The 24,886-nt window shown below is 52.0% G+C and carries 26 protein-coding genes and 2 tRNA genes; 21 read left to right on the top strand and 7 right to left on the bottom strand.

Translation table 11 applies throughout. The annotated features are described in order from the left end of the window. Nucleotide 1 precedes the first annotated feature (1 nt). From mlaE to murA, 6 genes are all read left to right on the top strand, one after another. Nucleotides 2-784, top strand: coding sequence for a lipid asymmetry maintenance ABC transporter permease subunit MlaE (gene mlaE, locus OGV98_RS03065; protein WP_003025053.1), 783 nt, complete (start codon nt 2-4; stop codon nt 782-784). A 4-nt stretch (nt 785-788) separates the two neighbouring features. Continuing rightward, the gene (gene mlaD, locus OGV98_RS03060) at nt 789-1,346 is read left to right on the top strand and encodes an outer membrane lipid asymmetry maintenance protein MlaD (protein WP_003025050.1); all 558 of its coding nucleotides are present in this window, start codon (nt 789-791) and stop codon (nt 1,344-1,346) included. An 18-nt stretch (nt 1,347-1,364) separates the two neighbouring features. After that, the gene (mlaC, locus tag OGV98_RS03055) at nt 1,365-2,000 is read left to right on the top strand and encodes a phospholipid-binding protein MlaC (RefSeq protein WP_003025047.1); all 636 of its coding nucleotides are present in this window, start codon (nt 1,365-1,367) and stop codon (nt 1,998-2,000) included. Next, nucleotides 2,000-2,293 carry a lipid asymmetry maintenance protein MlaB gene (gene mlaB, locus OGV98_RS03050; RefSeq protein WP_003025045.1) on the top strand — a complete coding sequence of 98 codons (294 nt, stop codon included), beginning with the start codon at nt 2,000-2,002 and terminating at the stop codon, nt 2,291-2,293. Before mlaC ends, mlaB begins: the two co-directional genes overlap by 1 nt. Before the next feature lie 169 nt (nt 2,294-2,462). Continuing rightward, nucleotides 2,463-2,717, top strand: a complete 255-nt coding sequence (gene ibaG / locus OGV98_RS03045) for a BolA family iron metabolism protein IbaG (protein ID WP_003025040.1) — start codon at nt 2,463-2,465, stop codon at nt 2,715-2,717. Between the two features lie 53 nt (nt 2,718-2,770). Then, nucleotides 2,771-4,030, top strand: a complete 1,260-nt coding sequence (gene murA / locus OGV98_RS03040) for a UDP-N-acetylglucosamine 1-carboxyvinyltransferase (RefSeq protein WP_003839949.1) — start codon at nt 2,771-2,773, stop codon at nt 4,028-4,030. Between the two features lie 56 nt (nt 4,031-4,086). Here murA and sfsB read toward each other — a convergent pair whose 3' ends face one another. Beyond that, nucleotides 4,087-4,371, bottom strand: coding sequence for a DNA-binding transcriptional regulator SfsB (gene sfsB / locus OGV98_RS03035; RefSeq protein WP_003839952.1), 285 nt, complete (start codon nt 4,369-4,371; stop codon nt 4,087-4,089). Between the two features lie 222 nt (nt 4,372-4,593). Next, nucleotides 4,594-5,565: an octaprenyl diphosphate synthase gene (gene ispB / locus OGV98_RS03030; protein ID WP_286551021.1), complete on the bottom strand. Its 972-nt coding sequence runs from the start codon at nt 5,563-5,565 to the stop codon at nt 4,594-4,596. Between the two features lie 258 nt (nt 5,566-5,823). On the opposite strand from ispB, the gene rplU reads away from it, so the two are divergent. From rplU to cgtA, 4 genes are all read left to right on the top strand, one after another. Next, on the top strand, nt 5,824-6,135 hold the full coding sequence (gene rplU / locus OGV98_RS03025) for a 50S ribosomal protein L21 (protein WP_003025032.1): 312 nt from the start codon (nt 5,824-5,826) through the stop codon (nt 6,133-6,135). Nucleotides 6,136-6,154: 19 nt separating this feature from the next. Further along, nucleotides 6,155-6,412, top strand: coding sequence for a 50S ribosomal protein L27 (rpmA, locus tag OGV98_RS03020; protein ID WP_003025030.1), 258 nt, complete (start codon nt 6,155-6,157; stop codon nt 6,410-6,412). A 127-nt stretch (nt 6,413-6,539) separates the two neighbouring features. After that, on the top strand, nt 6,540-7,505 hold the full coding sequence (locus OGV98_RS03015; RefSeq protein ID WP_003844844.1) for a DMT family transporter: 966 nt from the start codon (nt 6,540-6,542) through the stop codon (nt 7,503-7,505). 15 nt (nt 7,506-7,520) lie between these two features. Beyond that, entirely contained in the window at nt 7,521-8,693 is a 1,173-nt protein-coding gene (gene cgtA / locus OGV98_RS03010) for an Obg family GTPase CgtA (RefSeq protein WP_003025024.1), read from the top strand. A gap of 92 nt (nt 8,694-8,785) precedes the next feature. Here the strand turns inward: cgtA and dacB are convergent, their stop codons facing one another. Continuing rightward, nucleotides 8,786-10,219, bottom strand: coding sequence for a serine-type D-Ala-D-Ala carboxypeptidase (gene dacB / locus OGV98_RS03005; RefSeq protein WP_138827967.1), 1,434 nt, complete (start codon nt 10,217-10,219; stop codon nt 8,786-8,788). A gap of 248 nt (nt 10,220-10,467) precedes the next feature. On the opposite strand from dacB, the gene greA reads away from it, so the two are divergent. Then, nucleotides 10,468-10,944, top strand: a complete 477-nt coding sequence (greA, locus tag OGV98_RS03000) for a transcription elongation factor GreA (RefSeq protein WP_003025019.1) — start codon at nt 10,468-10,470, stop codon at nt 10,942-10,944. Nucleotides 10,945-11,097: 153 nt separating this feature from the next. Here the strand turns inward: greA and yhbY are convergent, their stop codons facing one another. Beyond that, the gene (gene yhbY / locus OGV98_RS02995; RefSeq protein WP_003025016.1) at nt 11,098-11,391 is read right to left on the bottom strand and encodes a ribosome assembly RNA-binding protein YhbY; all 294 of its coding nucleotides are present in this window, start codon (nt 11,389-11,391) and stop codon (nt 11,098-11,100) included. Nucleotides 11,392-11,516: 125 nt separating this feature from the next. Here yhbY and rlmE point away from each other — a divergent pair, with 125 nt between their 5' ends. The 4 genes from rlmE to glmM all read left to right on the top strand — a co-directional run bounded on the left by rlmE (nt 11,517) and on the right by glmM (nt 16,457). Next, nucleotides 11,517-12,146: a 23S rRNA (uridine(2552)-2'-O)-methyltransferase RlmE gene (rlmE, locus tag OGV98_RS02990; RefSeq protein WP_003025015.1), complete on the top strand. Its 630-nt coding sequence runs from the start codon at nt 11,517-11,519 to the stop codon at nt 12,144-12,146. 99 nt (nt 12,147-12,245) lie between these two features. After that, a complete protein-coding gene (gene ftsH / locus OGV98_RS02985; protein ID WP_058842408.1) occupies nt 12,246-14,180 on the top strand; it encodes an ATP-dependent zinc metalloprotease FtsH in 1,935 nt (644 codons plus the stop codon). A 98-nt stretch (nt 14,181-14,278) separates the two neighbouring features. Further along, a complete protein-coding gene (folP, locus tag OGV98_RS02980; RefSeq protein WP_003025010.1) occupies nt 14,279-15,127 on the top strand; it encodes a dihydropteroate synthase in 849 nt (282 codons plus the stop codon). Beyond that, a complete protein-coding gene (glmM, locus tag OGV98_RS02975; protein ID WP_003025008.1) occupies nt 15,120-16,457 on the top strand; it encodes a phosphoglucosamine mutase in 1,338 nt (445 codons plus the stop codon). Before folP ends, glmM begins: the two co-directional genes overlap by 8 nt. Before the next feature lie 47 nt (nt 16,458-16,504). Here glmM and dcuC read toward each other — a convergent pair whose 3' ends face one another. Continuing rightward, nucleotides 16,505-17,968 carry a C4-dicarboxylate transporter DcuC gene (gene dcuC / locus OGV98_RS02970; protein WP_071697980.1) on the bottom strand — a complete coding sequence of 488 codons (1,464 nt, stop codon included), beginning with the start codon at nt 17,966-17,968 and terminating at the stop codon, nt 16,505-16,507. Between the two features lie 10 nt (nt 17,969-17,978). Continuing rightward, on the bottom strand, nt 17,979-19,112 hold the full coding sequence (gene iadA, locus OGV98_RS02965; protein WP_121572055.1) for a beta-aspartyl-peptidase: 1,134 nt from the start codon (nt 19,110-19,112) through the stop codon (nt 17,979-17,981). A 148-nt stretch (nt 19,113-19,260) separates the two neighbouring features. Between iadA and OGV98_RS02960 the strand changes: the two genes are divergently transcribed. The 3 genes from OGV98_RS02960 to OGV98_RS02950 all read left to right on the top strand — a co-directional run bounded on the left by OGV98_RS02960 (nt 19,261) and on the right by OGV98_RS02950 (nt 20,750). Further along, nucleotides 19,261-20,154, top strand: a complete 894-nt coding sequence (locus tag OGV98_RS02960; RefSeq protein WP_202580963.1) for a LysR family transcriptional regulator — start codon at nt 19,261-19,263, stop codon at nt 20,152-20,154. Between the two features lie 167 nt (nt 20,155-20,321). After that, the gene (secG, locus tag OGV98_RS02955; RefSeq protein WP_003025000.1) at nt 20,322-20,654 is read left to right on the top strand and encodes a preprotein translocase subunit SecG; all 333 of its coding nucleotides are present in this window, start codon (nt 20,322-20,324) and stop codon (nt 20,652-20,654) included. Between the two features lie 9 nt (nt 20,655-20,663). Then, nucleotides 20,664-20,750: transfer RNA gene (locus OGV98_RS02950), tRNA-Leu, on the top strand. A 187-nt stretch (nt 20,751-20,937) separates the two neighbouring features. On the opposite strand, the gene argG is transcribed toward OGV98_RS02950, so the two are convergent. After that, entirely contained in the window at nt 20,938-22,281 is a 1,344-nt protein-coding gene (gene argG / locus OGV98_RS02945) for an argininosuccinate synthase (protein WP_003024998.1), read from the bottom strand. A 333-nt stretch (nt 22,282-22,614) separates the two neighbouring features. Here argG and OGV98_RS02940 point away from each other — a divergent pair. The 3 genes from OGV98_RS02940 (at nt 22,615) to nusA (ending at nt 24,867) form a co-directional block, all read left to right on the top strand. After that, nucleotides 22,615-22,691: transfer RNA gene (locus OGV98_RS02940), tRNA-Met, on the top strand. Between the two features lie 207 nt (nt 22,692-22,898). Next, the gene (rimP, locus tag OGV98_RS02935; RefSeq protein WP_003024996.1) at nt 22,899-23,351 is read left to right on the top strand and encodes a ribosome maturation factor RimP; all 453 of its coding nucleotides are present in this window, start codon (nt 22,899-22,901) and stop codon (nt 23,349-23,351) included. A 28-nt stretch (nt 23,352-23,379) separates the two neighbouring features. After that, nucleotides 23,380-24,867, top strand: a complete 1,488-nt coding sequence (gene nusA, locus OGV98_RS02930; RefSeq protein ID WP_003024992.1) for a transcription termination factor NusA — start codon at nt 23,380-23,382, stop codon at nt 24,865-24,867. The last annotated feature ends 19 nt before the right edge of the window (nt 24,868-24,886 follow it).

Here is a 24,886-nt window from a genome sequence, read left to right as displayed (position 1 = left end):
CATGTTGTTAAATGCGCTGGCATCACTCGGACATCGAGGAATAAAAACCCTCAGGACGTTCGGGCGAGCCGGATTAATGTTGTTCAATGCGGTTGTCGGCAAACCGGAGTTTCGCAAACATGCGCCGCTGCTGATACGCCAGCTCTATAATGTCGGTGTCTTATCGATGCTGATCATTATTGTGTCAGGCGTATTCATCGGTATGGTGTTGGGATTGCAGGGATACCTGGTGCTGACGACCTACAGTGCGGAAACCAGCCTCGGTATGCTGGTGGCGCTGTCATTGTTACGTGAGCTGGGGCCGGTTGTTGCGGCGCTGCTGTTTGCCGGGCGGGCCGGATCGGCCTTAACTGCAGAGATTGGTCTGATGAGAGCGACCGAGCAGCTTTCCAGCCTGGAAATGATGGCCGTCGATCCACTGCGCCGGGTGATCTCTCCGCGTTTTTGGGCCGGTGTCATTTCATTGCCGCTGCTAACGATTATATTTGTCGCCGTGGGGATCTGGGGTGGTTCACTGGTTGGCGTAAGCTGGAAGGGTATTGATGCGGGCTTTTTCTGGTCGGCTATGCAAAATGCCGTCGACTGGCGTCTGGACCTGGTCAACTGTCTGATTAAGAGCGTGGTGTTCGCCATTACGGTCACCTGGATTGCATTGTTCAATGGTTATGATGCGATCCCGACCTCTGCCGGGATTAGCCGGGCAACGACACGCACCGTTGTGCACGCCTCTCTTGCCGTTCTGGGGCTGGATTTTGTGCTGACCGCACTGATGTTTGGGAATTGAGTTCATGCAAACGAAAAAAAATGAAATTTGGGTCGGGTTATTCCTGCTGGTTGCGCTGCTGGCTGCGCTGTTTGTCTGCCTGAAGGCGGCGAACGTTACCTCAATGCGTACTGAACCGACTTACACGATTTATGCGACCTTTGATAATATCGGCGGCCTGAGAGAGCGTTCTCCGGTGCGGATTGGCGGGGTGGTAGTTGGACGCGTATCGGACATCTCGTTAGATCCGAAAACGTACCTGCCGCGCGTGACGCTGGAAATCGAATCGCGTTTTAACCATATTCCTGACACAAGTTCTCTGAGCATCCGTACTTCCGGTCTGCTGGGCGAACAGTATCTGGCATTGAACGTGGGTTTTGAAGATCCTGAGCTGGGAACGTCTATCCTCAAAGATGGCGGTACGATTCAGGACACGAAATCTGCGATGGTGCTGGAAGATATGATTGGTCAGTTCCTTTACAACAGCAACAGCAAAGGTGATGACAATAAGAATTCTGGCGATGCGCCAGCCGCAACTGAAGGCAATAATGAAGCCACTACGCCTGCGGGCGCAACGAAATAATATCAGGAGAATCGACGTATGTTTAAACGATTGATGATGGTGGCTATGCTGGTGATTGCTCCACTTAGCGCGGCAACTGCAGCAGACCAGACTAACCCGTACAAACTGATGGATGAGGCGGCGCAAAAGACCTTTGACCGTCTGAAGAACGAGCAACCAAAAATCCGTTCCAACCCCGATTACCTGCGTCAGGTCGTCGATCAGGAACTGCTGCCTTATGTGCAGGTTAAGTATGCCGGTGCGCTGGTGCTGGGTCGTTACTACAAAGATGCGACTCCTGCCCAACGTGAAGCCTATTTTGCTGCATTCCGTGAATATCTGAAGCAGGCTTACGGCCAGGCACTGGCGATGTACCACGGCCAGACCTATCAGATTGCCCCTGAGCAGCCGTTGGGTGATGCGACCATCGTACCTATCCGCGTAACCATCATCGATCCAAACGGTCGTCCTCCGGTACGTCTGGATTTCCAGTGGCGTAAAAACTCCCAGACCGGTAACTGGCAGGCGTATGACATGATCGCCGAAGGCGTAAGTATGATCACCACCAAACAAAATGAGTGGAGCGACCTGCTGCGTACCAAAGGTATTGATGGCCTGACGGCACAGCTGAAATCTATTTCTCAGCAGAAAATCACTCTGGAAGAGAAAAAATAATGACGCAGTCACTCACCTGGACGCGCGAAGGCGACAAGCTGGTGCTGGTGGGAGAGCTGGATCAGGACGTGTTAAATCCCTTATGGGATGCGCGAATTGAGGCGATGAAAGGGGTATCCTGCATCGATCTGAACCAGGTATCCCGGGTAGATACCGGCGGTCTGGCGTTACTGTTGCATCTGATTAATCAAGGCAAGCAGCAGGGAAACAGCGTTTCGCTCACTGGTGTTAACGATAAAGTGTACACGCTGGCGCAGCTTTACAATCTGCCTGACGACGTCCTTCCGCGTTAATTTTTCCAGGCCGGATAAGGTCTTGTGCCGCTATCCGGCAAAACCCCCGAGGGGGATCTGCCACTAAAGCCTTGTCTGATTTATCAGCGAGGCTTTTTGCTTATTTATGACAGCGCCACTTTGCTCTAAGATGTTGGGCTGTTTTCACTATCTGACGAATGAAGAGCCCATGGAAAATAATGAAATTCAGAGCGTGCTGATGAATGCACTCTCCCTCCAGGAAGTCCACGTTTCTGGCGACGGCAGTCACTTTCAGGTTATTGCCGTGGGTGAGATGTTTGAAGGCATGAGCCGGGTCAAGAAGCAGCAATCGGTCTATGGCCCGTTGATGGAGTACATTGCGGACAACCGCATTCATGCCGTGTCGATTAAGGCGTTTACCCCAGCGGAATGGGCGCGCGATCGCAAACTTAACGGTTTTTGAGCTACGGGTGATGTGCCGGTAGCGAAGATAAATTCTAAACAGAGAACAGAATAATGGATAAATTTCGTGTTCAGGGGCCAACCAAGCTCCAGGGTGAAGTCACAATTTCAGGCGCTAAAAACGCCGCACTGCCGATCCTGTTTGCGGCGCTGCTGGCTGAAGAACCTGTAGAGATCCAAAACGTCCCGAAACTGAAGGACGTTGACACATCAATGAAGCTGTTGAGCCAGCTGGGTGCGAAAGTTGAGCGTAATGGTTCCGTGCACATTGATGCGCGTGATGTGAACGTCTTCTGTGCGCCGTACGATCTGGTGAAAACCATGCGTGCATCCATTTGGGCGCTCGGGCCGCTGGTTGCCCGCTTTGGCCAGGGCCAGGTTTCACTGCCGGGCGGCTGCACCATTGGCGCGCGTCCGGTGGACCTGCACATTACCGGTCTGGAGCAGTTAGGCGCGACTATCAAGCTGGAAGAAGGCTATGTGAAAGCGTCCGTTGATGGCCGTCTGAAAGGCGCGCATATTGTCATGGACAAAGTGAGCGTCGGTGCGACTGTCACCATCATGTGTGCAGCAACGCTTGCCGAAGGCACCACCATCATCGAAAACGCTGCGCGCGAGCCGGAGATTGTGGATACCGCGAACTTCCTGATTGCGCTGGGCGCGAAGATCACTGGCCAGGGCACCGATCGTATTACGATCGAAGGCGTTGAGCGTCTCGGCGGCGGTGTGTATCGCGTTCTGCCAGACCGCATCGAAACCGGTACCTTCCTGGTGGCGGCGGCAATTTCTCGTGGCAAAATTATCTGCCGTAATGCACAACCGGACACACTGGATGCCGTTCTGGCGAAACTGCGTGATGCGGGTGCGGATATCGAAGTCGGCGACGACTGGATCAGCCTTGATATGCACGGCAAACGTCCGAAAGCGGTTAATGTGCGTACTGCGCCGCATCCGGCGTTCCCTACCGATATGCAGGCCCAGTTCACGCTGCTGAACCTGGTGGCAGAAGGGACCGGCTTCATCACGGAAACCGTGTTTGAGAACCGCTTTATGCACGTGCCTGAGCTGAGCCGTATGGGCGCTCACGCAGAAATCGAAAGCAATACCGTGATTTGCCACGGCGTGGAAACACTCTCAGGCGCACAGGTTATGGCGACCGATCTGCGTGCATCTGCAAGTTTAGTGCTGGCAGGTTGTATTGCTGAAGGTACAACAGTGGTCGATCGTATTTATCACATCGATCGCGGCTATGAGCGCATCGAAGATAAACTGCGTGCGCTGGGCGCAAACATTGAGCGCGTGAAAGGCGAGTAATCGTCAACGTCTCTTGTAACCCCCAGTTCAGTTGGCCGGGGGTTACAGCTCAATGTTCATTCCGGATTCTTTTTCTCTCTGCGACTCCTCATCATCCGCGTTCTGTCGATGAACTCATGCGTTTTGGCATCGTGATAGCGTGACGGCCAAATCACCCAGGGATCAGTTCCCAGTGCCCGGGCGATAATCAACTCACCTTTTGGCCATGGTCTCGTTAACGCATTTGCCAACGTTGATGAACTCAATCCATTTTTACGTGATTCAGCGGCCATTGAGGTCCCTTTCTTGCGCAGTCCGGCGATGATGTCGGCCGGATGCCAGTCAATCAGCTTGTTTTCCATAAATTCATCTCTCCTTTGGTTAACGACTTACGGTTCCACGATCGGTTGTGGCGACACTATAACGCCCGAAGAACGAATGTTCTAAAATGTTCATGTAAAGTGTCTGTATATTCAGAATATGCCAAGGTGCTGCGTGATTATCCGGAGGAGAGTGGGGGGGTTACTAGAACTTATAAAAAAATCCCGTGCAGAGCACGGGATGAGGGAGGATGCTGTAGGGAATTAACGGTCGCGCTGTACGGCGATATGTGCCAGACCAATCAGCGCTTCTCTCCACGGCGTATCAGGCAGCACCTGCAACGCAGCGATGGCCTTATCTGCCTCTTCTTCTGCACGTTGGCGCGTCCACTCCAGGGAACCACAGGCGTTCATCGCTTCAAGAACCGGCTCCAGAAGGTGACGACCATTACCTTGCTCAATGGCCTGGCGGATCATTTGCGCTTGTTCTGGAGTACCGTGGCGCATGGCATGCAGCAGCGGCAGCGTAGGTTTACCCTCGTTGAGGTCATCACCGACGTTTTTACCCAACTGCTCGCCATCTGCGCTGTAATCCAGCAAATCGTCAATTAACTGGAAAGCTGTGCCGAGATAACGGCCATAATCCTGCAACCCTTTTTCTTGTTCTTCGCTACAGACAGCCAGAATGCCTGAACATTGGGCTGCCGCTTCAAACAACCGCGCCGTCTTACTGTAGATGACGCGCATATAGTTTTCTTCGGTGATGTCTGGGTCGTTGACGTTCATCAGCTGCAAGACTTCACCTTCGGCGATGACGTTGACTGCTTTCGACATGACTTCCAGCACTTTCAACGAGCCAAGGCTAGTCATCATCTGAAATGCGCGGGTATAGATAAAATCGCCAACCAGCACGCTGGCCGCATTACCAAACGCCGCATTTGCCGTAGCTTTCCCACGGCGCATGTCTGACTCATCCACAACATCATCGTGCAGCAGGGTCGCTGTGTGGATAAACTCGATGAGGGCCGCAATCGTAACGTGCGCATTTTCCTGGTAACCAACGGCCCGCGCTGCGAGGACGGCGATCATTGGGCGAATGCGTTTTCCGCCACCGCTAACGATGTAGTACCCCAGTTGATTGATCAACTGAACGTCAGAATTGAGCTGTTCAAGGATTGTCGCATTGACCCCCGCCATATCTTGCGCGGTTAACTCATTGATTTTTTCTAAATTCATCGCAAAAGCCGGGCTTCTCGCCCCGATTACCTTACTGTATGAGAAGGTAACGTCGGGTTTAGGGTTATAAATATATGCTGATTGTACTGAAAAAACGCCGTAGATAAACGTTACCGTACGTGTTGTGTTTTTTTTCTTCATGTATTGACGGTAGCACTTGTCAAAGGCTCGCGTTTTGCGTAATATTCGCGCCCTATTGTGAATATTTATAGCGCACTCTGAATCATCAAAAAGGTGTGCGCGGAAGCGGAGTTTTTTATGTACGCGGTTTTCCAAAGTGGTGGTAAACAACACCGAGTAAGCGAAGGTCAGACCGTTCGCCTGGAAAAGCTGGACATCGCAACTGGCGAATCTGTTGAATTCGCAGAAGTTCTGATGATCGCAAACGGTGAAGAAGTCAAAATCGGCGTTCCTTTCGTTGATGGCGGCGTTATCAAAGCTGAAGTTGTTGCTCACGGTCGTGGCGAGAAAGTTAAAATTGTTAAGTTTCGTCGTCGTAAACACTACCGTAAGCAGCAGGGCCATCGTCAGTGGTTCACTGATGTGAAAATCACTGGCATCAGCGCTTAAGTTAAGGGGAGCAGATTAAATGGCACATAAAAAGGCTGGCGGCTCGACTCGTAACGGTCGCGATTCAGAAGCTAAACGTCTGGGCGTAAAACGCTTCGGCGGTGAAACAGTTCTGGCTGGTAGCATCATCGTTCGTCAACGTGGTACTAAATTCCACGCTGGCTCTAACGTTGGTTGCGGCAAAGACCACACTCTGTTTGCTAAAGCAGACGGTAAAGTGAAATTTGAAGTGAAAGGCCCGAAAAACCGTAAATTCATCAGCATCGTTGCTGAATAAGTTTTTCGCGTCCCGGTAACGGATAAAAGCCCCGCAACACGTTGCGGGGCTTTTTACATTCGACGGCCGGTAAATACGCTCGTCACGCCGTGACAACCCGGAAACGAGCCCTTGCAGGGAATACGGCATGAAGCAACAGGCAGGCATTGGTATTCTGTTAGCACTCACAACGGCAGTATGTTGGGGGGCTTTGCCAATAGCAATGAAGCAAGTGCTGGAGGTGATGGAGCCTCCTACCGTGGTGTTCTACCGTTTTTTAATGGCAAGCGTTGGCCTTGGCGCTATTCTTGCGGTTAAAAAAAAGCTCCCTCCATTGCGTATTTTTCGCAAAGCGCGTTGGCTGGTGTTGCTGGCTATCGCAACCGGTGGGCTGTTCGGTAACTTCATTCTGTTTAGTTCATCCTTGCAGTATTTGAGCCCAACGGCTTCGCAGGTTATCGGTCAGCTGTCACCGGTTGGTATGATGATCGCCAGCGTCTTTATCCTGAAAGAAAAGATGCGCGGCACGCAGGTGATTGGCGCCATTATGCTTCTGAGCGGCCTGGTCCTGTTTTTTAATACCAGTCTGATCGAAATTTTTACCCGACTCACCGATTACACCTGGGGCGTTATCTTTGGTGTCGGTGCGGCGATGGTCTGGGTGAGCTATGGGGTCGCGCAAAAGGTGTTATTGCGCCGCCTGGCATCACCGCAGATCCTGTTTTTACTGTACACTTTATGTACGATAGCGTTGTTGCCGCTGGCTAAACCCGGTGTCATCACGCAGCTCAGCGACTGGCAGCTGGCATGCCTGGTATTCTGCGGCCTGAATACGCTGGTAGGATACGGCGCTCTTGCGGAAGCGATGGCGCGTTGGCAGGCGGCGCAGGTGAGCGCTATTATCACGCTCACACCGCTGTTTACGTTGTTATTTTCAGATTTATTATCACTGGCCTGGCCCGATTTCTTCGCCAGACCGATGCTAAACCTATTAGGTTATCTCGGTGCGTTTATCGTGGTTGCGGGCGCGATGTATTCCGCCATTGGTCATCGAATTTGGGGCGGTTTACGTAAGCATGAAACGGTGGTTTCGCAACCCCGCTCAGGCGAATGATTTACGGAGAGTAAAATGAAGTTTGTTGATGAAGCATCGATTCTGGTCGTTGCAGGTGATGGCGGTAATGGTTGCGTCAGCTTCCGCCGCGAAAAGTACATCCCAAAAGGCGGTCCGGACGGTGGTGATGGTGGTGACGGTGGTGACGTTTGGCTGGAAGCCGACGAAAACCTGAACACGCTGATCGATTACCGTTTTGAAAAATCATTCCGTGCGGAACGTGGTCAGAATGGCGCGAGCCGTGATTGCACCGGTAAGCGTGGCAAAGACGTCACGATTAAAGTGCCTGTTGGTACGCGTGTTATCGATCAGGGCACGGGCGAAACCATGGGCGACATGACCAAACACGGTCAGCGTCTGATGGTCGCTAAAGGCGGCTGGCATGGTCTGGGCAACACCCGTTTCAAATCATCGGTTAACCGTACTCCGCGTCAGAAAACAATGGGTACGCCGGGTGATAAGCGCGATCTGATGCTGGAGCTGATGCTGCTGGCAGACGTGGGTATGCTGGGTATGCCAAACGCCGGTAAATCGACGTTTATCCGTGCAGTATCTGCGGCGAAGCCGAAAGTCGCTGATTATCCCTTCACCACCCTGGTGCCGAGCCTGGGCGTGGTGCGTATGGACAACGAAAAGAGCTTCGTTGTGGCCGACATTCCGGGGCTGATTGAAGGCGCGGCTGAAGGCGCTGGCCTGGGTATCCGCTTCCTGAAACATCTGGAACGTTGCCGCGTGTTGCTGCACCTCATCGATATCGATCCGATTGACGGTTCCGATCCGGTAGAAAACGCACGTATCATTATTGGCGAACTGGAAAAATACAGTCAGGATCTGGCATCTAAACCGCGCTGGTTAGTGTTCAACAAAATTGATTTGATGGACAAGGCTGAAGCGGAAGAGAAAGCGAAAGCGATCGCCGAAGCGCTGGGCTGGGAAGGTAAATATTACCTGATCTCTGCCGCCAGCCAGCTGGGCGTGAAGGATCTTTGCTGGGATGTGATGACCTTTATCATCGAGAACCCGATTGTTCAGGCTGAAGAAGCGAAACAGCCAGAGAAAGTTGAGTTCATGTGGGATGATTATCACCGCCAGCAGCTTGCTGAAGTCGAAGACGAAGCGGAAGATGACTGGGATGACGATTGGGACGAAGAAGACGACGAAGGCGTCGAGTTCATCTACAAGCGTTAATCGCATGAAAAACCCCGGCCATGTTGCCGGGGTTTTTGTTTCCAGTTTGCGTAGGCCGGATAAGCGTAAGCGCCATCCGGCATCTTCAAAATCTAATTGTTCTGATAAATATCCTTGTACAACCGGCTCTCGAAGCGCACCAACGGAATACGGCGATTACGCTGATCAGCTGGCTCTACCGCATAACCAGACAAATACTGCACGAATGCCATGCGTTGGCCGCTTGCCGTGGTAATGAAGCCAGCAAGGTTATAGACTCCTTGCAGCGAGCCTGTCTTCGCCGATACTTTGCCATCCACACCAGCCTGATGCAGACCCGCACGGTATTGCAGGGAGCCGTCGTGCCCCGCCAACGGCAGCATAGTGATAAAGTTCAGCTCGTTATCGTGTTGAGCGATATATTGCAGCACCTGCATCATGGTTGCCGGGGCAATCAGGTTATGCCGGGAGAGGCCTGAACCGTCGGCAATAATGGTGTTGCCGATATCAACGCCCGCCTGCTGACGCAAAATCTGGCGTACGGCATCAGAACCCGCCCGCCAGGTGCCTGGCACGTTAAATCGGACATGACCAATCATACGGAAAACGGTATCGGCAATCATGTTGTCCGATTTTTTCAGCATAATCTTAAGCAGGTCATGCAGTGGCGCTGACTGCTTACTGGCGACCACCGTTCCCGGCTCGTTGACCAGCGTCTGGCGCAGCAGCGTACCGCTGTAGGTGATACCTGCTTGTTTTAGCTCATCTTTGATAATCGCCCCGGCATAGCTGGCTCCGTCCTGAATGGCGAACGCCAGCGGCAGCGGATCGGCTCGTTGGGGCAGGCATCCGGTCAGCGTATAGCGGTTGAGATCGCCGGGAACCACATCCAGTTCACAATATTGCGCTTCCGCAGAACCTCGGGCGAGAGTACGCACCTGACTGAACATGGTGACTGGGTAATAAGATGCCACGCGAATAAAGGCGAGATCGTTGGGTTTTTGCGCGCTGTAGAGTGAAACCGAGAAACAGTTTCTATCGACAATAGCCGCTGCGGGCGGTGCGCTAAAACACTGCGTCATGTCGTTCCAGGGCCAACCGGGCGCTTTATCATGACTAGCGAAAATAGAGGTGTCGATCAGGACATTTCCGGCAATTTGCGTCACGCCTGATTTTTTCAGGGTTGCCACCATATTGCGAATATCCTGGCGTTTTAGCGTCGGATCAGCACCAAATCGTGCCACTAAGTCACCTTTCAATACGCCGCCTTCCACGTTGCCTTTAGTCTCAAGCGTAGTGGTAAAACGAAAGTCAGGCCCGAGCTGAATCAATGCCGCCAGCGCGGTGATCACTTTCTGGGTACTGGCCGGCAGCGCCATCTGCTGGCTATGAAAATCAATAGCGGGTGCAGGTGCGCCAACCTTCTGTACTATAAGGGCGAGGTTGGCCCCGGCAGGGAGCTGATTGATATACTCGTCGACGTTCGCAGCCTGAACGCTGAACGCTATACTGGCAGTCAATCCGATGGTAAATCTGGAAAATCGCATAATCTCGCGCTAACAACCTGGAAACAGGCCGTCATACTACGGCGCAACGCCCCAAAAAGTAAACGATGACCCATAAGGAACTCCAGGGTAAAATGATCATCAAATAGAGAATTGTAGCTGACCTGGGACCTTGAGCCCCGGGTCGGTATTTTTTTGCTTCTGACTCTGGCATGACATTCGCCAGGGTGGGCTTAGCAGCCGGGGTGAGAGCAACTGCCCCCTACAGGAATGTTCAAGAGGTATAACAAATGCAAGCTATCCCGATGACCTTACGTGGTGCTGAAAAACTGCGCGAAGAGCTGGATTTTCTGAAATCTGTGCGCCGTCCTGAAATTATTGCCGCTATCGCTGAAGCGCGTGAGCACGGCGACCTGAAAGAGAACGCGGAGTATCACGCGGCGCGCGAACAGCAGGGTTTCTGCGAAGGACGCATTAAAGATATCGAGGCTAAACTGTCCAACGCGCAGGTAATCGACGTTACTAAAATGCCGAACAATGGCCGCGTTGTTTTCGGCGCGACGGTTACCGTGTTGAATCTCGATAACGATGAAGAGCAGACCTGGCGTATTGTCGGCGATGATGAAGCCGATTTTAAACAGAACTTGATTTCAGTGAACTCGCCTATCGCTCGTGGCCTTATCGGTAAAGAGCAGGATGACGTCGTGGTTATCAAAACGCCGGGCGGCGAAGTGGAATATGAAGTGACGAAAGTAGAATACCTGTAATTCGCATCTTGGTTAAGATGTTGATACATTGTAAAGAAAGGAAAAAGGCCGCATAGCGGCCTTTTATCAACGAAGAGAGCGTGGCATTTTGCTCTCCTGCTAGCGGAAAACCCCGCGTTTTACACAAACTTCGTGTTCAACTTTGGGATATTCTTAGCGTGGCAGCGAGATTTTACGTTCTTTAGTCGGGCGATACAGTACCAGCGTTTTGCCGATGACCTGCACATTACAGGCGCCGGTTTCGCGTACGATAGCTTCCACGATCAAGGTTTTAGTATCGCGATCTTCCGAGGCGATTTTCACCTTGATAAGTTCATGGTGCTCTAACGCTTGTTCAATCTCGGCCAGTACCCCTTCGGTCAAACCATTGTTGCCAAGCATAACTACAGGCTTGAGCGGATGTGCCAGACCTTTCAGGTGCTGTTTTTGTTTAGTACTCAGATTCATCGTATATTTTTGCTTACGTTGGGATTGAAAACGGGTCATTCTACCGCCATCTCCCATATATCACCAAATAGCTGTGTAGAAATTTACACCATTGGTTACGATGAACTGCCCTTTGGGAATGTGAAATGACAGGTAAAAAGCGTTCTGCCAGCTCGAGTCGCTGGCTTCAGGAACACTTTAGCGATAAATATGTTCAACAGGCGCAGAAAAAGGGGTTACGTTCCCGTGCCTGGTTTAAACTTGATGAAATACAGCAAAGTGACAAAATTTTTAAACCGGGGATGACGATAGTTGATCTCGGTGCTGCACCCGGTGGCTGGTCGCAATATGCAGTTACGCAGATCGGCAACACCGGCCGCATTATCGCTTGCGATCTTTTACCTATGGATCCAATCGTTGGTGTGGACTTCCTTCAGGGCGACTTTCGTGATGAATTAGTCCTGAAAGCGTTACTTGAACGCGTAGGTGACAGTAAAGTACAAGTTGTCATGTCTGATATGGCGCCAAATATGTGTGGAACACCGGCGGTGGATATTCCCCGGGCCATGTATCTGGTAGAGCTGGCGCTTGGAATGGCTCGTGATGTATTAGCGCCAGGTGGTAGTTTTGTAGTGAAGGTGTTCCAGGGCGAAGGCTTCGATGAGTATCTAAGAGAGATTCGCTCCCTGTTTACGAAGGTCAAAGTTCGTAAGCCGGACTCTTCTCGCGCCCGTTCGCGTGAAGTGTATATTGTAGCGACCGGGCGTAAACCATAACCGGCAGATTTCAAACGAAAGTTTGAAAGAAACTGGATATAGAGTATCCTGACGCTGTTTTTAACACAGTTGTAATATGAGGTTAATCCCTTGAGTGACATGGCGAAAAACCTAATTCTCTGGCTGGTCATTGCCGTTGTGCTGATGTCAGTATTCCAGAGCTTTGGGCCCAGCGAGTCTAATGGCCGTAAGGTTGATTACTCTACCTTCCTGCAAGAGGTCAATCAGGACCAGGTTCGTGAAGCGAAGATCAACGGACGTGAGATTAACGTTACCAAGAAAGATAGTAACCGTTACACGACCTACATCCCGGTTAACGATCCGAAGCTGCTTGATAACCTGCTGACCAAAAACGTCAAGGTTGTTGGCGAACCACCTGAAGAGCCGAGCCTGCTGGCTTCTATCTTCATTTCCTGGTTCCCAATGCTGCTGCTGATTGGTGTCTGGATCTTCTTCATGCGTCAGATGCAGGGCGGTGGTGGCAAAGGTGCCATGTCGTTCGGCAAGAGCAAAGCGCGCATGCTGACGGAAGATCAGATCAAAACGACTTTTGCTGACGTTGCGGGTTGTGACGAAGCAAAAGAAGAAGTCGCTGAGCTGGTTGAGTATCTGCGCGAACCGAGCCGTTTCCAGAAACTGGGCGGTAAAATCCCGAAAGGCGTCCTGATGGTCGGTCCTCCGGGTACGGGTAAAACCCTGCTGGCGAAAGCTATCGCAGGTGAAGCGAAGGTTCCATTCTTCACAATTTCCGGTTCTGATTTCGTGGAAATGTTCGTGGGTGTCGGTGCATCTCGTGTGCGTGACATGTTCGAACAAGCCAAAAAAGCGGCACCGTGCATCATCTTCATCGATGAAATCGACGCCGTAGGCCGCCAGCGTGGCGCAGGTCTGGGCGGTGGTCACGATGAACGTGAACAGACGCTGAACCAGATGCTGGTTGAGATGGACGGCTTCGAAGGTAACGAAGGTATTATCGTTATCGCAGCGACTAACCGTCCGGACGTTCTTGACCCTGCACTGCTTCGTCCAGGCCGTTTCGACCGTCAGGTTGTGGTTGGTCTGCCGGACGTTCGCGGTCGTGAACAGATCCTGAAAGTGCATATGCGTCGCGTGCCGCTGTCTCCGGATATCGATGCGGCAATCATTGCACGTGGTACGCCTGGCTTCTCCGGTGCGGACCTCGCGAACCTGGTCAACGAAGCGGCGCTGTTTGCTGCTCGTGGCAACAAGCGCGTAGTGTCGATGGTTGAGTTCGAAAAAGCGAAAGACAAAATCATGATGGGTGCGGAACGTCGCTCCATGGTGATGACGGAAGCGCAGAAAGAATCTACCGCGTATCACGAAGCAGGCCACGCGATTATCGGTCGCCTGGTGCCGGAACACGATCCGGTGCACAAAGTGACGATTATCCCGCGCGGTCGTGCGCTGGGTGTGACCTTCTTCCTGCCTGAAGGCGATGCAATCAGCGCCAGCCGTCAGAAACTGGAAAGTCAGATCTCCACATTGTACGGTGGCCGTCTGGCGGAAGAGATCATCTACGGTGCTGAACATGTTTCTACCGGTGCGTCGAACGACATTAAAGTCGCGACTAACCTGGCGCGTAACATGGTTACTCAGTGGGGCTTCTCCGATAAACTCGGTCCGTTGCTGTACGCTGAAGAAGAAGGCGAAGTGTTCCTGGGACGTTCTGTGGCGAAAGCGAAACACATGTCCGATGAAACCGCTCGCATTATCGATCAGGAAGTTAAACTGCTGATTGAGCGTAACTATGACCGTGCACGTCGTTTGCTGAACGAAAACATGGACATTCTGCACTCGATGAAAGATGCGCTCATGAAATATGAGACTATCGATGCGCCGCAGATTGACGATCTGATGGCTCGCCGCGATGTGCGTCCGCCTGCGGGTTGGGAAGAACCGGGTTCTTCTAACAACAACTCTGGCAGCACCGGCAAGCCGAATGCACCGCGTCCGGTTGATGAACCGCGTGCGCCGGACTCTGGCACTATGTCAGAGCAACTGGGCGACAAATAAGTTATCGTTGATGATGACCGTGTTTTAATTGAAAACCCTGGGGCTTGCTCCGGGGTTTTTCTTATCTGCATATTCAAGATTTTACCAGGGATAAAACTATGAAACTCTTTGCTCAGGGTTCTTCACTGGATCTCAGCCATCCGCACGTCATGGGGATTTTGAACGTCACGCCAGACTCATTTTCCGATGGTGGAGCGCACAACTCTTTGGTTGAGGCGGTAAAACACGCAAACCTGATGATTAACGCCGGGGCGACTATCATTGATGTGGGTGGTGAGTCCACGCGTCCGGGCGCGGCTGATGTGAGTGTGGAAGAAGAGTTGCAGCGAGTGATCCCTGTGGTGGAGGCGATTGCTCAGCGTTTTGAAGTGTGGATTTCGGTTGATACCTCAAAGCCCGAAGTGATCCGCGAATGCGCCAGGGTTGGCGCGCATATCATCAATGACATTCGCTCACTCTCGGAGCCTGGAGCGTTGGAAGCCGCAGCGGAGACCGGATTGCCGGTTTGCCTGATGCATATGCAGGGGCAGCCGAAAACCATGCAGGAAGCGCCAAAGTATGAGGATGTTTTTGCTGAGGTAGATCGTTACTTTGTTGAGCAAATAGCACGTTGCGAGCGGGCTGGAATCACAAAAGATAAATTGTTGCTCGACCCCGGGTTCGGATTCGGTAAAAATCTCACTCACAACTACACATTACTGGCACGTCTGGCGGAGTTTCATCATTTTAATCTGCCGCTGCTGGTTGGGATGTCACGAAAATCAATGGTCGGTCAGTTACTGAATGTGGGGCCATCTGAACGCCTGAGCGGTAGTCTTGCGTGCGCGGTGATTGCCGCAATGCAGGGGGCGCAGATCGTTCGTGTCCATGACGTCAAAGAAACCGTAGAAGCGATGCGTGTGGTGGAAGCCACATTGTCTGCAAAGGAAAAAAAACGCTATGAGTAATCGTAAATATTTTGGCACTGATGGGATCCGCGGTCGCGTAGGTGATGCCCCAATTACTCCTGACTTTGTGCTCAAGCTGGGCTGGGCTGCAGGGAAAGTGCTGGCTCGTCATGGTTCACGTAAAATTATTATCGGTAAAGATACGCGTATTTCCGGCTATATGCTGGAGTCCGCGCTGGAAGCGGGCCTGGCAGCCGCCGGACTCTCAGCCTCATTCACAGGGCCAATGCCAACACCTGCCGTTGCTTATTTGACGCGTGCTTTCCGTGCTGAGGCCGGGATTGTTATCTCCGCTTCGCACAACCCATTCTATGACAATGGGATTAAATTCTTCTCCATCGATGGGACCAAACTGCCGGATGCGGTTGAAGAAGCTATCGAAGCCGAAATGGAAAAAGCGATCACCTGCGTGGACTCGGCTGAACTGGGTAAAGCTACCCGTATCGTTGATGCTGCCGGTCGCTATATCGAGTTTTGCAAAGGCACCTTCCCGAACGAACTGAGTCTGAGTGAGCTTAAAATTGTGGTGGATTGCGCTAACGGTGCAACGTACCACATTGCACCAAATGTACTGCGTGAGCTGGGTGCAAACGTGATTGCCATTGGCTGTGAGCCAAACGGTGTGAACATCAATGAAGAAGTCGGCGCCACTGACGTCCGTGCCCTGCAGGCGCGCGTGATTGCGGAAAAAGCCGATCTGGGTATTGCACTGGACGGCGATGGCGACCGCGTCATTATGGTTGACCACGAAGGCAATAAGGTCGATGGCGATCAGATCATGTACATCATCGCCCGTGAAGCCCTGCGTCAGGGACAGCTGCGTGGTGGTGCGGTAGGTACGTTGATGAGCAACATGGGCCTCGAGCTGGCGCTGAAACAGCTGGGTATTCCTTTTGCTCGGGCGAAAGTTGGCGACCGCTATGTGCTGGAAAAAATGCAGGAAAAAGGCTGGCGTATCGGTGCCGAAAACTCTGGTCATGTGATCCTGCTGGACAAAACCACCACTGGTGACGGCATCGTGGCGGGCCTGCAGGTGCTGGCGGCGATGGTGCGCAACCATATGAGTTTGCACGACCTGTGCAGCGGCATGAAAATGTTCCCACAGCTGCTGGTTAACGTACGTTACACCGCAGGTAGCGGCGATCCGCTGGAACATGAAAATGTGAAAGCGGTGATGGCGGAAGTGGAAGCGGCACTTGGTAACCGTGGACGCGTCCTGCTGCGTAAGTCTGGTACCGAACCGTTAATTCGTGTGATGGTTGAAGGTGAAGACGAAGCACAGGTGACTGAATTCGCCCACCGTATTGCCGATGCTGTGAAAGCGGCGTAATCCCGAAGAAAGTGAGAGCCGGAGTCTGAGACTCCGGCTTTTTTTTACTATACGGCAAGCGGCTGTTTACGTCGGCGCTGCCAGAAATAACCACCGACCATCAGTAGTACAAGGACTGCCAGCCACGGCAGAACCGCCAGCAAATGCCCAGACCGGGCAAAGGTTAGCGCAATCATCAGTAGCCAACCGCCCAGCATCGGAATCGCGGTGCGCTTAACAATATCCACAGGCGAGACGCCTGCAATCCCTGCGATAGCAATGATGACGCCGGCAATCGGCGATAACGTACGACCAATACCCGCCGATATCTGGATAGGCAACATCATGACTGCGATATCGCTACCGATATGACGGCTGATGTCCGGCACCATGGGGGCGAAGGAGAAAAATGCCGCATTCCCGGAGCCCATCAGCGCTGAAATTGCGAAGGTGATTAGGGTCATCAGCAGGATAATAGAGGCTGCGCTGAGGCCAAATTCGCCAGAAAGCGACAGCAGCGCGTCGACGGCGCCAATGGATTTCAGCCCGGCGGAAAAAACTTCACCGGCGATAATCAGCGTCACGACGGTGGCAAAAACGCTGCCCATGCTGTCGAAAACCTTTTGTACGCCAGCCATCACCTCGCGCGCTTTGCGATGACGGCAGTACTCACAAACCAGCGTAATAGCGAGGCTTATCAGTACGGCGGTATCCAGCGTAATCTTAAGCGAGCTAAATACTAAATCGCTACACACCAACATCAATACCAGCGGCAGCATAGGCAGAAACAGCCAGGCGATAGGTGCGTCGGCTTCATCAGTTGCCGTTAATGTCTGCATCTGCTGAGCTGCATTGTCGCCACTTTCCCGACGGTCAAAAAAGCGTTGCACAACAATATGCAACAGGGCGATGAAAAGAATGACGGGCACAACGATCGGCAACTGATCCTGCACAAAATAGTTTACCACCTCAATACCTGCGGTTTTGGCGGCGAGAACCGAGTTGCCGGATCCTGGGCCAAACTCAACCGCACAGGTACTGGCGATAACTGCGGCAACTGCGGCGCGGCTACAGCCAAGACGGGTAAGCAATGGGTAAAGCGTCGCCATCAACAGCAGACCCAATCCGGTGGCGCTGCTGATAAACAGCGACAGGAATTGGCCTAATAGCAGTGCCAGTCCCAGCAGCAGATAAGGCGAGTTCAGCCGTTGTAAAGGACGAGATGTTACCCGAACCAGTACCTGGCTTGCGCCAATGGCTGACATGTACGTGGCGAAACCACCAATCAGCATAATTTGCAGCCCGAGGCCGCCGAGACGCACACTCAGGGTATCGCGGATAAACTCAAAGGCGTCAAAGGGGCCAAATCCGGTGCTCTTTTTCACCAGACCACTGAGTGAGGTCATTCCACTAAAATGCGCGATAAGCAACAGCACAATCCCGGTCAATAACAGTACCGACTGGGGGTGATATTTTTTGAGGATCAGACGTCCGGCAAAAATGATGGCGATTAGCGCCAGTAGTAATGACATTCTTGCCCCCTTACTCGAAGTTGCCGGTAACCAGGCACTCGCCATCCCGCAGCAACGGTTTACCCGCGGCAAACAGATGGGCCAGCGAGAGGTCATCATTGAGTACACAGATATCGGCACGTTCTCCGGCGCAGAGCACGCCCCCGGAAATACCCAGCGAGCGTGCAACGTTTGCCGTCAACATTGCGATGGCCTGCGGCACCGGAATACCGACATCAATCAGGCGAGGAAGTAGGTTAAGATTGCCTGCGACCGGTGCCGCGCTTAAACCTTCAACGATACCCTGAGCGTTAAAGCGCGGAACGCTGCCATTGCCGTCAGAACTGATCGTGATGCGCTCCGCCGGAACCTGTGCTTCGAGTGCGTGGAGAATCGCTTGCTCCTGAGGCATAAAACGACTGCCACCGGACGTAACATCGATATGGCCGCCGCGATGGGCGAAATCAATAGCCTGTTCGAACAAGGGCTCTGTTCTTGCAACATGGGTCGGTGAAATATGGTGAATCGGAATACCCGCATCACACAACTCAATAAGTTGCGACATCCCTTCCGGCAGATTCCCCAGGTGCACATGCAGCAAGCCTTTTTTCCCTGCCAGCAGGGAAGCGACGCGAATATCGCTCACTATCCTCAGCAACTCCTGGAAAGAGGGGTAAGAACCGCGGTGATCGGCGAGGGCGATTTTTACACCAAGAATTGCCGGAATAAAGGCCATATCATCGCGGATGGATCGCGTAATGGTTGGGCTGGGAACGGCGTAGGCTCCCGTATGCATAAACGCGCGTAATCCCTCAAGGTTGAGAGACTGCATTTTAGCGTAGAGATCTTTGGGCGAACGAGAAATGGCATCGGTGCCTAACACGCCAACCACCGTGGTAATACCCGCCTGAATCAGATCGCGCAGCTTGACGGCGGGTGTCCGACTGGCAAATCCGGCTTCGCCACCGCCACCGGTAAGATGAACATGCTGATCGATGATGCCAGGGATAACCCATTTACCCCGACAATCGATGACCTCGTTGACGCCATCAAACAATGAAATATCTTTTTCTACCGCCACAATTCGGTCGGCATGAATGAGCAGGGAGCAGAGGCCTAAATCCTCAGGAGAAAAAACACGGGCATTGGTCAATAAAGTAAACATAGCGGTCCTGTCAAACGTCGAAGGTGAGAGTCGGCAGGTGAAACGGAATATTGTTGTTATGATGCCCACCATAAAGCCATTACTATAACTATGACTATTACCGATTTGTTATTGGAGGATGCGGTTATGGCATGGCGGAGAGCACAACGTGGATTGTAAGTGGCTGGAAGATTTTCTGGCCTTGAGCCAGCATGGAAACTACTCTCAGGCCGCGGCGCAGCGGCATATTACTCAACCTGCGCTGAGTCGGCGTATAAAGTCGCTGGAAGAGGTGCTGGGCGTGCCTTTGTTTGATCGGACAACGACCCCCGTCACGCTGACGCGCTATGGTGAACGCTTTGAACCTTATGCCCGGCACGTCCTCAGTACGTTAACAGAGGCACGCCATGAGCTGTCGGCGATGACGCCAGCAACGGATAACACGCTGGTGATGGTCAGCCTGCATACGCTGTCGGTGAATATCCTGCCGGATATGATCAACTACCTGCGACAGAGTGAGCCGCAGTTAAACTTTACGGTAAACGCCAGTATCCAGGGGATAGACAACCACTTCAATGCCCTGATAAACCGGCAAATTGATATGCTGGTGACTTACGATTTACCCTCTTCACAACCAGGGCTGGAGATTGCCGGAGGGTTAAAACGTTCACTATGGCGGTATGAGCGATTTATTCCTGTGATTTCTGCACAGTTGGTGGATACGCTGGACGATCCGCATACCCCGATCCCCTGGCTATGTTACAGCGACTATACCTTTGTCAGACGTATTATTAAGCTGGCAGAACAACGAGTGCGACCACGGTTGAAAAAAGTGTTTGAGAGTGGTTTAAGCGAAACGATACGAGAAATGGTGTTGCGCCATATGGGAATGGCCTGGTTACCTGAATCGATGGTGGCGGAAGAGTTGGTGAATCAGCAAATTATTCACTGCTGGCCAGAAAATGCAGATCTGATTTGTGAAATCCCTGTTGTGGTATGGGCGAATCTTGACGATCAACGCGCCGTCATGCAGAGATGCTGGGAGAAATTGCTGCGTTTTTGATTGATGTGGCGATTTTTTCCGCAGTTGATACAATGCTAACAAATTGCCCTTGCGAAGGTTATTCGCTTTGGTTAGTATTCACACCCGCTTCAGTGGGAAACAGTAAATATTCCTGCTTTAATGGTCGAAGCATTGTACGCGGCAACTCCGCAAGGAACAGGTTGATTATGCACGAAGCTCTTTTAGTAGTTTTCCTTATTGTGGCAATTGGCCTGGTAGGCTTGATCATGCTGCAGCAAGGCAAAGGCGCTGATATGGGAGCCTCTTTTGGCGCAGGCGCTTCTGGTACTCTGTTTGGTTCAAGTGGTTCTGGTAACTTCATGACCCGTATGACAGCTGTATTGGGAACCTTGTTCTTCATCATCAGTCTGGTGCTGGGTAACATGAACAGCAACAAGACCAATAAAGGAAGTGAGTGGGAAAATCTGAGCGCACCGGCGAAAACCGAGCAAACTCAGCCAGCTGCTCCGGCTCAGCCGACCAGCGATATCCCACGCTAAGTATTCTGTACCGAGGTGGTGGAATTGGTAGACACGCTACCTTGAGGTGGTAGTGCCCTAACGGGCTTGTGGGTTCGAGTCCCATCCTCGGTACCAAATTCCAAAAAAAAAGACGCTGCAAAGCGTCTTTTTTTTCGTCTGTTATTTGTGGCTGTCCTGTAGGTCGGATAAGGCGTTTACGCCGTCATCCGACATTATTACAACGCCTGATGGCGCTACGCTTATCAGGCCTACATTCCGCACATAAAAAAGGCCGCTTTCGCGGCCTTAAGATGGTGTATCTTTACTTCGCCTTATTTTCCAGATTCTCAACCTGCGGCAGGCCGGTTGTGGAAGAAGCGGTCAGCAGACCAGACTGCGCATAGCCGAACAGCTTCTCGCGGGTATCGGTGATATCCAGATTACGCATGGTCAACTGACCGATACGGTCGTCCGGAGAGAATACGGAATCGCCTTTTTCCATCGTCAGACGTTCTGGTTTATAAGTCAGATTGTCAGATACGGTGTTGAGGATCGAGTAGTCATTACCACGGCGCAGTTCCAGCGTCACTTCACCGGTAATCTGGCTGGCAACCCAACGCTGCAGACCGTCACGCAGCATCAGCGCCTGAGAGTCGAACCAGCGACCCTGATACAGCAGACGACCCAACTGGCGACCGTGCGCGTGATACTGCTCGATGGTGTCTTCGTTGTGAATGCCGGTCAGCAGACGCTCGTAGGCGATATGCAGCAACGCCATCCCCGGGGCTTCATAAATGCCACGGCTCTTCGCTTCAATAATACGGTTTTCAATCTGATCGCTCATACCCAGACCGTGACGGCCGCCGATACGGTTGGCTTCCAGCATCATCTCAACGTCGTCGCTGAAGGTTTTACCGTTCAGTGCAACCGGATGACCCTGTTCAAAACGCACGGTCACTTCTTCTGCCGGGATCTTCACGCTCTCATCCCAGAACTTCACGCCCATAATTGGGTTGACGATTTTGACGCTTGAGTTCAGGAATTCCAGATCTTTTGCTTCGTGGGTCGCCCCGAGCATATTGGAGTCTGTTGAGTACGCTTTCTCAACGGACATCTTGTAGTCGAAACCACAGGCAATCATAAATTCGGACATCTCATGGCGACCGCCGAGTTCATCGATAAAATCGGTATCCAGCCATGGTTTATAAATCTGCAGTTCGGCGTTGGTCAGCAGACCGTAACGATAGAAACGTTCAATATCGTTACCTTTATAGGTGCTACCGTCACCCCAGATATTTACGCCATCTTCTTTCATGGCGGCAACCAGCATGGTGCCGGTCACGGCACGGCCCAGCGGGGTGGTATTGAAGTAGGTCAGTCCGCCAGTGGTGTTGTGGAATGCACCGCACTGAATGGCAGCGATCCCTTCGGCAACGAGCTGCTTACGGCAATCTACCAGGCGAGCATTCTCAGCACCATATTCCATTGCACGGCGAGGAATGGCGTCATAGTCATCCTCATCCGGCTGGCCCAAATTCGCAGTATATGCATATGGGACAGCCCCTTTTTGTCGCATCCACAGCAGTGCTGCACTGGTGTCCAGGCCGCCGGAAAAAGCGATACCAATACGTTGACCTACCGGGAGATGCTTGAGAATCGTCGTCATAAAATAAAACCCTGCTTGATAGACTGGTGAAGAGGTCGCTTATTATGCTAATTGCATTTTTATGCAAAATAAATGAGTTTTCATTTAATCATCTTTTCTGGATGACAGGAAGAGTTTAGTGATAATTTCGTTAAATAACGGCGTGGGTGGCATATTTATCTTGCTGGGCTAGCGCTGGGCAGCATTCATTGATTTGCATAGTCGTAACAAGGTTGACATAACGCATAGTGAATCAATATACTGTGCGCAGATTTTACGTCCCGTCCTCGGTACCAAATCCCAGCAGTATTTGCATTTTTTACCCAAAACGAGTAAAATTTGCCACGTTTCAGGCGCGGGGTGGAGCAGCCTGGTAGCTCGTCGGGCTCATAACCCGAAGGTCGTCGGTTCAAATCCGGCCCCCGCAACCACTTTCCCTTAGAGTTCTTTTTCAAATATACTGTGAAGACTTAGGCCTTCGTAGCTGGATTTGAAAAAAATTCTTTCGGAAGGTTCTCCGAACCGCAGGTGCGGTTATAGGGTTCAGTTATCTAAAGCCCCGATTTATCGGGGTTTTTTGTTATCTGACTACAGAATAACTGGGCTTTAGGCCCTTTTTTTATGTCTTGGGGGTGGGCTTGTCCACATTAGAGCAAAAATTAACAGAGATGATTACAGCGCCAGTTGAAGCCCTGGGCTACGAACTGGTCGGCATCGAATTTATTCGTGGTCGCACATCCACACTGCGCATCTATATTGATAGTGAAGATGGCATCAATGTTGATGATTGTGCTGATGTGAGCCATCAGGTAAGCGCCGTGATGGATGTCGAAGACCCAATCACCGTTGCCTATAACCTGGAAGTCTCCTCTCCGGGTCTCGACCGTCCTCTGTTCACAGCTGAACACTACGTGCGTTTCCTGGGTGAAGAAGTCACGCTGGTTCTTCGTATGGCGGTACAAAACCGTCGTAAATGGCAGGGCGTTATCAAAGCGGTGGACGGTGAGATGATCACGGTCACAGTCGAAGGCAAAGATGAAGTGTTCGCGCTGAGTAATATCCAGAAGGCGAACCTGGTTCCCCACTTTTAACAGTCTGGATTGAGGTGAAAAGCCCGCGATGAACAAAGAAATTTTGGCTGTTGTTGAAGCCGTATCCAACGAAAAAGCGCTGCCACGCGAGAAAATTTTTGAAGCACTGGAAAGTGCGCTGGCTACAGCAACAAAGAAAAAATATGAGCAAGAGATCGACGTTCGCGTAGAAATCGATCGTAAAAGCGGTGATTTCGATACCTTCCGTCGTTGGGTAATCGTAGAAGAAGTTACTCAGCCGACCAAAGAAATTACGCTGGAAGCGGCACGCTTCGAAGACGAAAGTCTGAACGTGGGCGAATATGTTGAAGATCAGATTGAATCTGTCACCTTTGACCGTATCACCACCCAGACCGCGAAACAGGTTATCGTACAGAAAGTACGTGAAGCTGAACGCGCAATGGTTGTCGATCAGTTCCGCGAACACGAAGGCGAAATCGTCACCGGTGTGGTAAAGAAAGTAAACCGCGACAACATTTCTCTGGATCTGGGCAGCAATGCTGAAGCTGTTATCCTGCGTGAAGACATGCTCCCGCGTGAAAACTTCCGCCCAGGTGACCGTATTCGTGGTGTTCTGTACTCTGTACGCCCGGAAGCGCGCGGTGCGCAGCTGTTTGTAACCCGTTCCAAACCGGAAATGCTGATTGAGCTGTTCCGCATTGAAGTACCGGAAATTGGCGAAGAAGTTATCGAAATTAAAGCGGCTGCCCGTGATCCGGGATCGCGTGCGAAAATCGCCGTTAAGACCAACGACAAGCGTATTGATCCGGTCGGCGCCTGTGTTGGTATGCGCGGTGCGCGCGTTCAGGCGGTTTCTACCGAACTGGGCGGCGAGCGTATCGATATCGTCCTGTGGGATGATAACCCGGCGCAGTTCGTGATTAACGCAATGGCGCCAGCAGACGTTGCTTCTATCGTGGTGGATGAAGACAAGCACACCATGGATATCGCGGTTGAAGCCGGTAACCTGGCTCAGGCGATTGGACGTAATGGTCAGAACGTCCGCCTGGCTTCACAACTGAGCGGTTGGGAACTCAACGTGATGACCGTTGATGACCTGCAGGCGAAGCATCAGGCTGAAGCACATGCAGCCATCGATACCTTCACCAAATATCTCGATATCGATGAAGATTTCGCGACCGTTCTGGTGGAAGAAGGTTTTGCGACGCTGGAAGAACTGGCCTACGTGCCAATGAAAGAGCTGCTGGAAATTGACGGCCTGGATGAACAGACCGTTGAAGCGCTGCGCGAGCGTGCTAAAAACGCACTGACCACTCTGGCACTGGCCCAGGAAGAAAGCCTCGGTGATAACAAACCGGCTGACGATCTGCTGAATCTGGAAGGATTGGATCGTGAGATGGCCTTCAAACTGGCGGCCCGTGGTGTTTGTACGCTGGAAGATCTCGCTGAACAGGGCATTGATGATCTGGCTGATATCGAAGGGTTGACCGACGAAAAAGCCGGTGAGCTGATTATGGCTGCCCGTAATATTTGCTGGTTCGGCGACGAAGCGTAATAAACTGTAGCAGGAAGGA

The organism is Citrobacter sp. Cf136 (assembly GCF_030333815.1).
Classification (GTDB): domain Bacteria; phylum Pseudomonadota; class Gammaproteobacteria; order Enterobacterales; family Enterobacteriaceae; genus Citrobacter; species Citrobacter freundii.
The sequence above is the reverse complement of the archived record's forward strand: the minus strand, read 5'-3'. Positions and strand labels throughout refer to the sequence as shown.